The sequence below is a fragment of the Exiguobacterium artemiae genome (genome assembly GCF_033342815.1).
In the GTDB taxonomy this organism is placed as follows: Bacteria; Bacillota; Bacilli; order Exiguobacteriales; family Exiguobacteriaceae; genus Exiguobacterium_A; species Exiguobacterium_A artemiae_A.
In genome coordinates, this window is the sequence record NZ_JAWPEN010000010.1 from 59,572 (window position 1) to 71,874 (window position 12,303).

The following is a 12,303-nucleotide window of genomic DNA, read 5'->3' on the forward strand; positions in this document are numbered from 1 at the left end:
GCTGGGCTTTTTTGATGCACGGATTGATTTGTCCTCCCCTTTCAGAAACTTCATCCTATACTCGAAATGAAGTTTGATAAACTGTTTTCATTCCGTTACACTTTAGTTGTGAATATTTTCTGAAAATTATTGGAGGCGGAATGCGATGACTGTATTTAACTTTTCAGCCGGTCCGGCAGTCCTACCGGTACCGGTCTTACTTAAAGCTCAATCCGAGCTTCTGAATTATCAAGGGTCTGGACAATCCGTTTTAGAATTGAGTCACCGTTCCGGCTTATTTGAACATATCATTCAGGAGACAGAGTCTCTGCTTCGAGAGCTTCTCCAAATTCCGGATCATTACCGTGTCTTGTTTTTACAAGGCGGTGCAACCCTTCAATTTTCCATGTTACCGCTTAATTTAGCGACTGCCCGTCAGCGCGTCGACTTCATTGATACTGGAAGTTGGTCACAAAAAGCGATACAGGATGCCCAGGCTTTTGTTCAGACCAATATCGTTGCCTCCTCAAAAGCGGACCGCTATCGTTCGATCCCGACCGATGCAATCCATTCTGACGCCGATTACCTGCATATCACCTGGAATAATACACTCGAAGGAACCACGTTTACTTCGGTGCCGACAGTCGATGTCCCGTTAGTGGCAGACTTCTCCTCCTCCATCTTGTCGGAACCAATCGATGTCAGTCAGTTTGACGTGATATATGCCGGGGCTCAAAAAAATCTTGGATCGGCCGGTATGACGCTTGTCATCATAAATGAGGATCTGTTACAACGAACACCGGACCGCTTAGGATCCTATTTACGGTACGACATGCATGCTACTCATCATTCTTTATACAATACACCACCCACATACAGCATCTATTTGACGAAACTGGTTCTCGAATGGATCAAAGAGCAGGGATTCGACACAATCGTCGAGCGTAACCGCGAGCAGGCCGCTTCCCTATACGCTTATTTGGACCAATCTGCCTTGTTCTCAAATCCTGTTGCTGTACAGGATCGAAGTCGAATGAACATTCCTTTTACAACCGGTGAAACGGAGTTAGATGAAAAATTCCTGCAATTTGCAGAACGTCATCAGCTCGTGAATTTAAAAGGACATCGTTCTGTCGGAGGAATGCGTGCCAGTCTGTATAACGCAATGCCGTCGGCAGGCGTCGATGCCCTGATTGCCATATTAGAACGATTCGAACAGGGGGAACGGTAAATGCATCATGTACAACTATGGAATGACGTGTCTGAAAAAGGTTTAAAACGCTTCACTGACCACTATGTCGTCAAACAAGACATCGAAGCCGCAGACGCTTTTCTCGTCCGCAGTAAAGATTTACACGGCATGAAGTTCCCGCCTTCCTTAAAAGCGGTCGCCCGTGCCGGCGTCGGCGTCAACAACATCCCGCTTGACCAATTAGCGAATCGGGGAATTCCTGTTTTCTCAACCCCCGGCGCAAATGCCAACGCCGTGAAAGAACTGGTCATCGCAAGCTTGTTCCTGACTGCCCGGAAATTAATCCCCAGTATCTTATGGACCAACAACCTGCGTGGACCGGACATCCCGGAACGGATTGAAGCGAACAAAAAACAATTTGCCGGCACGGAGTTACTCGGAAAACGGATTGGCATCGTCGGACTCGGTGCGATCGGGGCCAGTTTAGCGAATACACTGCACGAACTCGGGATGACGGTTTCCGGCTACGATCCACATATGTCCGTCGAATCCGCATGGCGCGTCTCGAATCAGGTTCACCGCGTCACCAATCTTGAAGAATTGCTCGCGACAAGTGATTACATTACACTCCACTTGCCGTTGATTGATTCCACCCAACATCTGCTCGATGAACGGTTACTCGGAAAAGTCAAACAAGGAGCAACATTACTCAATTTTTCCCGTGGTGAATTAATTGACGAACAGGCTTTGGCAACAGTGTTGAAATCAGGTCGGTTATCTAACTACGTTACTGATTTTCCGAATGCCTTTATTCTTTCTCTTCCTCGTGTCATTCCACTGCCGCATATCGGCGCATCAACGGCGGAAGCAGAAGAAAATTGTGCCATCATGGCTGTTGATCAATTGAAGCTGTTCCTTGAAACCGGCAACATCCGGAACTCGGTGAACTTCCCATCTGTCGAATTGCCATATGCCGGTAAACGTCGCCTGACAATCGCCCATCAAAATATTCCGAACATGGTCGGTCAAATCGCCTCTGTCCTTGCGACAGAACAAATCAATATTGCCAATATGATCAACGGCAGTAAGGATGGTATCGCCTACACGATCATCGATATCGATAACCATCTGGATGAAACGATTTCACTGGAACCATTAAACGGCATTCCCGGTGTACTGAAAACAAGATTACTTTAAGGAGCGATGACTATGCCTACATTTGAACCTTTCCATGCCTTGCGACCTGATCCGAAATATGCAGAAGCGTTCTCGTCTCTCCCGTACGATGTCTTCAATCGCGCGGAGGGACGGTTGGAAGTCCGGCGGCGTCCATTGTCTTTTTTACGAATCGATAAGGCCGAAGTGACATTACCGGACTTGATTGATGATCATGATTCGCGTGTTTATCAGCAAGCAGCCCTTCATTTCAAGGAAGCGATTGAACGCGGGATTCTCCTGACCGATGACGTCGAAAGTTATTATCTCTATCGTCTGACCGACGGGACGCATACGCAGACCGGCTTTGTCGGTTGTGTCTCTGTCGCGGACTATGACCAAGGTATCATTCGGAAGCACGAATTCACGCGACCGGATAAAGAACGGGACCGCGTCCGTCACGTTCAGTCGCTCGCTGCCCATACCGGTCCGATTTTACTGGCCCATCATCCGGATGATGAACTGAATCGCGTCGTCTCGGAACAGACGGATCAATCCCCGCTTTATCAATTTACCGCTGAAGACGGGATTGAGCATACTATCTATAAAATTACGGACCGTGATGCCATGATGACGATCGGCAGTCAGTTTGCCCGTCACGATCACCTGTATATTGCTGACGGTCATCACCGGGCGGAAGCGGCCTCGCAAGTCGCCCGGCTGAATCCTCATGAAGATGCCGGTTTGTTTCTCGCCGTCTCCTTTTCAAGTGATCAATTAAACATTCAAGGCTACCATCGTGTCGTCGAAGATTTATACGGTCAGTCGGTTGATGACTTGCTCGAAAGACTCAGCAGCCGGTTCAACGTGACCGAAGGACGTGCGACAGAAACTAAAAAACACCGTTTCGAAATGTATGTCAAACAAAAATGGTATACACTGGATTACGAGAAAAATCGTGGATCCGTCAAGGAAGATCTCGATGTCGCCATTCTGCAGGACGAATTATTGACGCCATTCCTCGGAATTGAAGATCCTCGAACAGATGCACGGATTCAGTTCGTCGGCGGCGTTCGCGGATATGACGGACTCGAGCAACTGGTTGACCAAGGCACGATGGCCGTCGCATTCCATCTTCATCCGACGAGCTTAACCGAACTGATGTCGGTCGCTGACGCCGGTGAAGTCATGCCGCCGAAATCGACCTGGTTTGAACCCAAACTAAGAAGTGGTTTGCTGATTCATCCATTTTTCTAATCATTTTTAGACAACAAAACATCCGTTCAAGAAATTAATTTTTCCTGAACGGATGTTTTTAGTTTGGTTATGTTGTTTCCACCCGGAGAATTTTTCCGGACACCGGACGTACGGTGACAGTCCCCGAATACCGTTGTCCATCCATTAAATCAACCGCTGCTTTGTCCAAGTCGAAGCGGATTTCTTTTGAACCATTGTTAAATCCAATCAAATAGGTCGCTTTCTCAGACTGACGACGAACGAGGAAACTTGCCGTCTCATCATCCATTTGTTCGAATTGATAGCCGCTCGCGTTGGCAAGACCGGGGTGCGATTTCCGTAAATCAACCAACTTTGTGATATATGCCAAGAGATCCCTGTCCTGTTCCGCCTGATCCCAGACCATACACTTCCGGTTATCCGGATCCTGACCGCCTGTCATACCGATTTCATCTCCATAATAGATGACCGGACTTCCCGTGAATGTCAACAGGGACAGCATCAACAGTTTCATTCGGTCACGGTCCCCATTCGCCCGCGTCAAAGCACGAGGTGTATCATGCGAATCCACCAGATTGAACATTACTTCGTTGACGTTCATCGTATTGCTGTTCAGATTCCTGACGATTGCATGACTGAATTCAGACGCCGTACTTTCGTTCGTCGCAAAAAATGTCAAGAAAGCTTCCGTCAATCCGTAGTTCATGACTGCATCAAACTGATCGCCGAGTAACCACGGTTGTGAGTCTGTCCAGCACTCACCGACGATATAGGCTTCCGGATTCGCTGCCCGGACTTCACGCCGGAACTCACGCCAAAAAGCATGGTCCACTTCACTCGCGACATCCAGTCGCCATCCGTCGACGTGGAACTCTTCCACCCAGTAACGCCCGACTTTTAACAAGTACTCTTTTACATCAGGGTGTGCCGTATTGAGTTTCGGCATATTCCCTTCAAAAGCAAATACTTCATAGTTCGGCACCGGTGTCGATTGGACCGGAAACGAGTCCATCATAAACCAATTCGCATACTGCGACTCTTTGCCATGCGCAATGACGTCTTGGAAGGCCGGATGATCCACGCTGACGTGATTAAAGACGGCGTCCAGTAAAATTCGAATCCCATTTTTATGGAGTAGCTGGATCATTTCCCGGAACGTCTCTTCCGTCCCAAAGGCCGGATCGAGACGTAAATAATCTAACGTATCATATTTATGATTCGACGGTGCGACAAAGACCGGACAAAAGTAAATGCCGGTAATCCCCAGGTCTTTTAAGTAATCGATATGATCAATCACCCCTTGGAAATCGCCCCCGAAATGATTGTCAAACGCCGGTGCCTCGGCACCCCAGGCGATGGTACCCGGACGATCATTCGTCAAATCCCCGTTCGCGAACCGATCGGGAAAGATTTGATACCAGACGGTGTCTTTGACCCATGACGGCGTATCAAATACATCGACCGCATTCATATATGGGACGGCAAAATAGTAGCCCGGATGATCGAGCGGTACTTCATCGTACCAGCCGCGTTCCGTATAGACAGCCGATTCACCGTTCGCATGAACGTTAAAGCCGTAGCGGACCCGCTTCTTTTTCGGCCGGATGGCAACAAACCAAAAATCATGTGTCGCATCCGATCCGGCAAACGTCATTGCTGTCGTCTCCGTTTTCCAAAACTTTTCTTTATCCGGATCAAAGTTCCAGTCCCGATCTTCCTCTTTTTCTGCATCCCATTCATAAGGATCCCCGTGGATCAGTTCAACAGATTCCACGTCCCCTTTAGCCGACATCAAGCGGATATGAACCGTTTCTTGATCGTATGTATAGACATACGGAGACAGGGCCCGGTGAAACACAGCTGCTTTATTCATAAGTCCCTCCCCTTTCATCTTCTTCATTTCATCTTCCTTTACTTCCCGATTTCAGGCTGTGTGTAAACGTTTATCTCGAAAAAACAGCGATTTCACTATCTTTTCAGTTTAGCAATCAACAACTTATGCGGTATACTGATGAAGCAGAAGGAACCAAGCAGTTCCTAACTAATTCGAAGTCATGTGAAAGCGAGTGGATTCTGATGGGTCGTAAATGGAATAACATTAAAGAAAAAAAGGCGTCGAAAGACAAAAATACTAGTCGCGTCTATGCGAAGTTCGGCCGGGAAATTTATGTTGCCGCTAAACAAGGTGAGCCGGATCCGGAATCTAACCAGGCTTTAAAGGTAGTACTCGAGCGTGCGAAGACGTATAGCGTCCCTCGCGCCATCGTCGATCGTGCCATCGAAAAGGCAAAAGGCGGCGCGGAAGAAAACTTTGACGTCTTACGTTATGAAGGATTTGGACCAAGCGGTTCCATGGTCATCGTCGAGACATTGACAAACAACGTCAACCGGACAGCGTCTGACGTCCGGGCTGCTTTTGGTAAAAATGGCGGGAACATGGGTGTCAGCGGATCGGTCGCTTACATGTTTGATGCAACAGCGATTTTTGCTTTTGAAGGTAAAACGGCAGACGATATTTTGGAACTGATGATGGAAGCGGATATCGATGTCCGCGACATCTTGGAAGAAGAGGAATCGGTCATCATCTATGCCGAGCCGGAACAGTTCCATGCGGTTCAAGAGACATTAAAAGAGGCAGGAATCACTGATTTCTCAGTCGCTGAACTCGTCATGCTTGCGCAAAACGAAGTGACGTTGTCTGACGAAGACGTGCAACAGTTCGAAAAAATGATTGATGCGCTCGAAGACCTCGAAGACGTCCAGCAAGTCTATCACAACGTCGAACTTTGATCGTCGATTCATCCATCAGCCGGTTCTCATACCGGCTTTTATACACAAAAAGGAATCGGATGTATATCCGATTCCTTTTTGTGTAGCTTCCGTTCGTCTGTATAGATGAACAGTTCCGTTTCCTGGCTCAGCTGACGCCCATCGTCCGGATGGTCACGCGCTGTCAGAATTAATGATAAAGTATGAAACGCGTTTCATATCAACCTTAAAAAAAGATTCTTTTTAAAGGTTTAATTTTTGAATATAATGGGAAAAGACATATTCGATACTGATAGGTGATATATTTTTAGGTCACGTGTTTTTCACATAAGGAGGAAATGGTATGTCTTATTCATTGATTGAAACTTTTAAACGAATCGTAAGTGAAGCTAATCGCTTCAACCGGGTTGATTTCGGCGGTTACGATATCTATATGCAAACGAACGACGGACGAACGATCACGGCTAAAATTCGTTTCGACGGTGGTGGTCAGGATCAAAACGAAGCGTACCTGTTCCTTGAATCGAGTACCGGTCACAGTCGGATGACGACACTGACTTTACATCAATTCGAACACCTCTCTTCCTATGCTGCACACAGTGAGCGGATTCAAGCGCTCGTTTCGACAAGTGCTTAATTCTATATATGACAACACGCTCCCCAATTGGAGAGCGTGTTTTTTTTACTGGTTTTCTTCTTTTTCGAGACGTTCCAGTTCAGCGTGTGTTTGCGGGAAACCATTGGCTTGCCAATCCGCGCGATGAATGGAATCGAGTTGTGTTAATCCGACTTCCGTTTCATCTTTTTTTGCGTCGACACTTTGGTGACGGTCGAGTGCAGTCGGATCACTGAATCCTTGCGACGAATTCCCTGCTTGCTTATAACGTTTAATAGCTAACGCAGATAAGGCTGCGAGCCCCCCAATGACCAAACCTTGTTTAAATGACTTTTTCATGACGACACCTCTGTTCGCTGAATTTTTAGACTTTATTGGTTTTCCCTGAAAAAGACTATTGTAATCAAATTTCCGCTGTCTTCAAAAATTTTTTCGAACTTTTTTTCCTGTTTTTCTGCCGTGTTCCTACATATTTAATAATTTATCCAAAAACCGCTTTCCTGCACTACCTCAAGAAGGTTCGGGTCATGCAGAGAGCCGAAATCTACGTTATACTTTTAACAGATGCTTCATAAGAATCGAATGATTGGATAAAAAAGGACTCGTCACAAGCACGACTGCTCGCTTGCGTACTGCGTCCTTCTTTCATTTTTTCGATGAAATGAACGATATGAAAAGGAGGGAATCATGTGTCATTGCTTCATTTGGCAATCTTGTTGCCGTTACTCGTCAGTCTCTTCATTCCATTGCTGTATAAAAAAATTCGATCGGTGCACACAGGCTGGTTCGTCCTGCTTGTTCCGCTGACGCTCGTCGCTTACTTCAGTCAATTCCTCAGCCAGACGATGGCCGGAAAAACAGTCGTTGCGACGATGAAATGGATTCCTTCGCTCGATATCAATTTCGTGGCTTACGTCGACGGTCTTGGTTTACTGTTCGCGTTATTGATTACCGGAATCGGTTCGCTCGTCGTGCTGTATTCCATCTATTATCTCGATGCAAAAAAAGAAGCTCTTCATAATTTTTATGTGTACCTGCTCCTGTTCATGACGGCAATGCTCGGAATCGTCTTGTCCGACAATATGATCGTCATGTATCTGTTCTGGGAATTGACATCAATTTCGTCTTTCCTGTTAATCGGCTATTGGTACGAACGGGAACGCTCTCGTTACGGTGCCCAAAAATCGATGCTCATCACTGTTTTTGGTGGTCTGTCTATGCTCGGCGGGATTTCCCTGCTGTCGCTCCTGTCCGGCTCATTCAGTATCCGTGAATCGCTTGCGACGGTCGGCACCTATTCTGGTGATCCGCTCTTCACCGTATCGCTTGTCCTGTTTTTACTGGCGGCTTTTACGAAATCCGCTCAGTTCCCGTTTCACATCTGGTTACCGGACGCAATGGAGGCACCGACTCCGGTCAGCGCCTATCTCCACTCGGCTACGATGGTCAAGGCCGGTCTCTATCTCGTAGCCCGGATGAGTCCGATTTTTGCGGAAACACCTCTCTGGTTTTATCTGGTGTCGTCCGTCGGAATGTTCACACTCTTCTGGGGATCATTGAACGCTGTCAAACAGGTTGATTTAAAAGCGATTTTAGCCTATTCAACGATTTCACAACTTGGTTTGATCATGTCATTGCTCGGACTCGGAGCAGCTGCATTGCAGGTCGACATCATACCGGACAGCCTCTATACGGTTGCAACCGTCGCTGCCGTCTTCCACTTGATTAACCATGCGACGTTCAAAGGAAGTCTGTTCATGATGGCAGGAATCGTCGATCATGAGACCGGCACACGGGATATCCGGAAACTCGGCGGTTTATCGCAACTGATGCCGGTGACGTTCACGATTGCGACGATCGGCACGCTGTCGATGGCGGGTGTACCGCCGTTCAACGGTTTCTTAAGTAAGGAAATGTTTTTGACTGGTGTCCTTCAGGTATCAGAGTCCGGCTTATTCCATCTCGATACATTCGGTCTGTTGTTCCCGTTCTTTGCCGTCGTCGGCAGCATCTTTACGTTTGTCTACAGTATATTAATCGTCTACCGGACATTCCTTGGTCCGAAGCAACTCGATAAGTTGCCGAAAAAACCGCATGAAGCACCAATCGGCATGCTGATTCCACCACTTGTCCTCGTGTCCTTGGTCGTTTTGATCGGTCTGTTCCCGAACTTACTCTCAAACACCTTGATTCGTCCGGCAGCTGAAGCGATTTTACCGAAAGTCATCGCAAATGGCGGCACGATTCCGGTCGAAATTAAACTTTGGCATGGTTTTAATCCGGAACTGTTCTTAACTATCCTGATCATCTCAGCCGGAACAATTTTATTCCTGACCTTGCCGAAATGGCGGTCTTTGTATCACCGGATGCCAAAACAGTTCTCACTCAATCATCAATATGATGCCCTGTTGAGTCGCGGTGAGCGGACCTCGACTGCCATCCATGATACGGTCATGACCGGCTATATGCGTTCATACCTCGTGTATATCTTCGGCTTTATCGTCGCCCTGGTATTATCAAGTCTTTATTTCCTGGATGCCTTCCGGTTTGATGTGAATCCGCTCAGTACGGTTCATGCTTATGAAGTCGTCTTGGTCCTTGTCCTTATCGGCAGTGCCTTATCGATTACGTTTGCCCGGTCGCGTTTGACGTCGATCATCTTACTTGGTGTCGTCGGCTATACGGTTGCTCTGTTCTTCGTTTTATTCCGGGCACCTGACTTGGCCTTGACCCAGCTCGTCATCGAAACGGTCTCTGTCGCTTTGTTCCTGCTTGTGTTTTATCACATGCCGGAAATCAGCCGGAAAGAGGAACGGATTAAATTTAAACTTGGAAACGCTGCGATTTCCGCACTTGTCGGCTTAAGTGTCACACTTGTTGCACTCGCTTCGCTCAGCCAACGGTCATTTGCTTCGATTGCCCAGTATTATATCGACAACGTGGCGGATCTCGCTGCCGGTGGGAATATGGTCAACGTCATCCTTGTTGACTTCCGTGGTTTTGATACATTGTTTGAAATCAGTGTGCTTGCGATTGCCGGGCTCGGGATTTACGCGATGATTAATTTCCGTAAGACAGGAGGAATCGACAAATGAAAAATCCAATCAAAAAGCATACGAATGACGTCATTTTGGAATCTTCGACGACATTCATCACCTTTATCATCTTTTTGTTTGCCGTCTACCTGTTTTTTGCCGGTCACTACACACCGGGCGGCGGATTTATCGGCGGGCTTGTAACCGCGTCGGCACTGGTTCTCGTACTGCTGGCTTTTGATATCAAGACACTTCGACAGATTCTGCCGATTGATTACAAACAGATGACGGCAGTCGGTATGTTGATTTCTGTGCTGACAGCGTCCGGTGCCCTGCTGTTCAACAAACCATTTTTCACGCACGCCCACAGTTACTTCAATTTACCGTTGTTCGGCAAAACATCTTTGCATACAGCGATGTTATTCGATTTAGGTGTTTATCTTGTAGTCGTTGGTGTGACAATGACAATTATTCAAACGATTGGGGAGAGTGATTAACGCATGGAAATCATCATGGCGATTGCAGCAGGCATCTTGACGATGTGTGCCGTCTATCTCATTCTTTCAAAAAGTGTCTTACGCATCATCATCGGAACCGGTTTACTCAGTCATGCTGCTCATCTGCTCGTCATGACGATGGGTGGTCTGAAGACCGGTGCCGCTCCTGTCATCAAGGACGGCGTCACCCAATATACGGATCCGCTGCCGCAAGCATTGGTCTTGACGGCGATCGTCATCAGCTTTGGCGTGACTGCATTTTTCCTTGTACTTGCTTATCGGGCTTATCAGGAACTGGGAACAGATAATCTGGAGGAAATGAAAGGAACCGATACGCATGATTAATTTACCGTTACTACCGCTGTTAATTCCACTGATTACCGGAGTTATCTTGATGCTGTTTCCGAACCGGCTCCGTCTACAACGAACATTTTCACTTGTTTCGACCTTCTTGACGATCGTTGCAACAATCTATCTCGTTTACAGTGTCCGAAAAGACGGCATTCTGACCGTGACACTCGGCAGCTGGCCGGCTCCGTTCGGTATTACGCTTGTGTCGGACATGTTGTCCGCCCTGCTTGTCTTAACGACCAGCCTGCTCGTCTTTTTTGTCATATGGTATTCAATGTATTATTTGTCCGACTTGCACCAACGGTTTTATTATTATATTGCCGTCCAATTTTTACTGCTCGGTGTCAACGGTGCCTTTACGACTGGTGATATTTTTAACATGTTCGTCTTTTTCGAAGTGTTTCTGATTTCGTCTTACGTCCTGATTGTTCTCGGTGGAAAGCCGGCTCAACTTCGGGAGTCGCTGAAGTATTTGTTGATTAACGTCATTTCGTCCGCCTTGTTCGTCATGACCGTCGCCTTTTTATACGGTATCATCGGTTCCCTCAGCATGGCTGATATTTCACAAAAGATCACTGAAATCAATCAACCCGGTATCCTCAGTGTCATCGCGGTTCTGTTTTTAATTGTCTTTGGCTTAAAGGGTGCCATCTTCCCGTTGTACTTTTGGCTTCCCGGTTCGTATCAAGTACCGCCGACACCTGTTCTCGCCCTGTTTGGCGCCTTGCTGACAAAAGTCGGTGTCTACGGTATCTTGCGGACATACAGTCTGTTCTTCTCGCACCAGCAGCAGTTCACGCATCAACTGCTCGGTTGGCTGGCGCTCGCAACGATCGTCATCGGTGTCATCGGTGCACTCGCGACACGTGATGTGAAACAGATTCTGATTTACAACATCATCGTTGCGGTGGGTGTCATCTTGTACGGCGTCTCTGTCATGACCCGCCAGTCGCTTGAAGGTGCCGTCTTCTACCTGATTCATGACATGCTGATCAAAGCTGCGTTATTCCTGTTGATTGGTGTGATGATCGGTATTGCCGGATCCAGCCGTTTAAAAGACATGGGCGGTATGATCAAAGACTATCCGTTGCTTGGCTGGACGTATTTCATTGCGGCATTATCACTTGCCGGCATTCCCCCACTCAGCGGATTCATCGGGAAACTGTTGATCGTCCGCGGTGGTTTTGAAGCCGGAGATCTCATCGGTCCGTTCGTCGTCTTGATTTCAAGTCTACTTGTGCTTTATTCCGTGATGCAGATTTTCATCCGCGGCTTCTGGGGGACACCAAAAACCTACAGCGGTCCAAAACGCCATCTGACCAAACAGTTGCTGGCTCCTGCACTTGCTTTAGTCGCAATGACCGTTTTGTACGGAATCGGAACGGAAGCCGTCCGTCCGTTCATCTCGCAAGCTGTCGATCCGCTCGTTGATCCGACACTCTATATCCAAGCTGTACTGAAGGAGGATTAACC

The 12,303-nt window shown here is 47.5% G+C and carries 11 protein-coding genes; 9 read left to right on the plus strand and 2 right to left on the minus strand.

The genetic code is table 11. The features are described 5' to 3' along the window. The first annotated feature begins 145 nt into the window (after positions 1–145). Genes serC through R7V76_RS10720 form a run of 3 tightly spaced genes read left to right on the plus strand, consistent with a single transcriptional unit; the run spans position 146 to position 3,583 of the window. Entirely contained in the window at positions 146–1,210 is a 1,065-nt protein-coding gene (serC, locus tag R7V76_RS10710; protein WP_318092480.1) for a 3-phosphoserine/phosphohydroxythreonine transaminase, read from the plus strand. Further along, complete coding sequence (locus R7V76_RS10715) at positions 1,211–2,368, plus strand: phosphoglycerate dehydrogenase (RefSeq protein ID WP_318092481.1); 1,158 nt, start codon at positions 1,211–1,213, stop codon at positions 2,366–2,368. It abuts the gene before it with no gap. Positions 2,369–2,380: 12 nt separating this feature from the next. Continuing rightward, the gene (locus R7V76_RS10720; protein WP_318092482.1) at positions 2,381–3,583 is read left to right on the plus strand and encodes a DUF1015 domain-containing protein; all 1,203 of its coding nucleotides are present in this window, start codon (positions 2,381–2,383) and stop codon (positions 3,581–3,583) included. Positions 3,584–3,650: 67 nt separating this feature from the next. Here R7V76_RS10720 and R7V76_RS10725 read toward each other — a convergent pair whose 3' ends face one another. Continuing rightward, positions 3,651–5,435, minus strand: coding sequence for a glycoside hydrolase family 13 protein (locus R7V76_RS10725; protein ID WP_318092483.1), 1,785 nt, complete (start codon positions 5,433–5,435; stop codon positions 3,651–3,653). Between the two features lie 203 nt (positions 5,436–5,638). Here R7V76_RS10725 and R7V76_RS10730 point away from each other — a divergent pair, with 203 nt between their 5' ends. Both R7V76_RS10730 and R7V76_RS10735 read left to right on the plus strand, forming a co-directional pair. Further along, positions 5,639–6,352 carry a YebC/PmpR family DNA-binding transcriptional regulator gene (locus tag R7V76_RS10730; RefSeq protein ID WP_012370564.1) on the plus strand — a complete coding sequence of 238 codons (714 nt, stop codon included), beginning with the start codon at positions 5,639–5,641 and terminating at the stop codon, positions 6,350–6,352. A gap of 322 nt (positions 6,353–6,674) precedes the next feature. Further along, entirely contained in the window at positions 6,675–6,968 is a 294-nt protein-coding gene (locus tag R7V76_RS10735) for a hypothetical protein (RefSeq protein WP_318092484.1), read from the plus strand. Positions 6,969–7,013: 45 nt separating this feature from the next. Here the strand turns inward: R7V76_RS10735 and R7V76_RS10740 are convergent, their stop codons facing one another. Next, on the minus strand, positions 7,014–7,286 hold the full coding sequence (locus tag R7V76_RS10740) for a hypothetical protein (protein ID WP_318092485.1): 273 nt from the start codon (positions 7,284–7,286) through the stop codon (positions 7,014–7,016). A 350-nt stretch (positions 7,287–7,636) separates the two neighbouring features. On the opposite strand from R7V76_RS10740, the gene R7V76_RS10745 reads away from it, so the two are divergent. From R7V76_RS10745 to R7V76_RS10760, 4 genes are read left to right on the plus strand one after another with little or no spacing between them, the layout of a single operon-like run. Beyond that, entirely contained in the window at positions 7,637–10,042 is a 2,406-nt protein-coding gene (locus R7V76_RS10745) for a Na+/H+ antiporter subunit A (RefSeq protein ID WP_318092486.1), read from the plus strand. Next, on the plus strand, positions 10,039–10,479 hold the full coding sequence (locus R7V76_RS10750) for a Na(+)/H(+) antiporter subunit B (protein WP_318092487.1): 441 nt from the start codon (positions 10,039–10,041) through the stop codon (positions 10,477–10,479). The genes R7V76_RS10745 and R7V76_RS10750 overlap by 4 nt, the downstream gene beginning before the upstream one ends. A gap of 3 nt (positions 10,480–10,482) precedes the next feature. Further along, complete coding sequence (locus R7V76_RS10755) at positions 10,483–10,824, plus strand: Na(+)/H(+) antiporter subunit C (protein ID WP_290828972.1); 342 nt, start codon at positions 10,483–10,485, stop codon at positions 10,822–10,824. Then, positions 10,817–12,301, plus strand: coding sequence for a Na+/H+ antiporter subunit D (locus tag R7V76_RS10760; protein ID WP_318092488.1), 1,485 nt, complete (start codon positions 10,817–10,819; stop codon positions 12,299–12,301). The genes R7V76_RS10755 and R7V76_RS10760 overlap by 8 nt, the downstream gene beginning before the upstream one ends. The last annotated feature ends 2 nt before the right edge of the window (positions 12,302–12,303 follow it).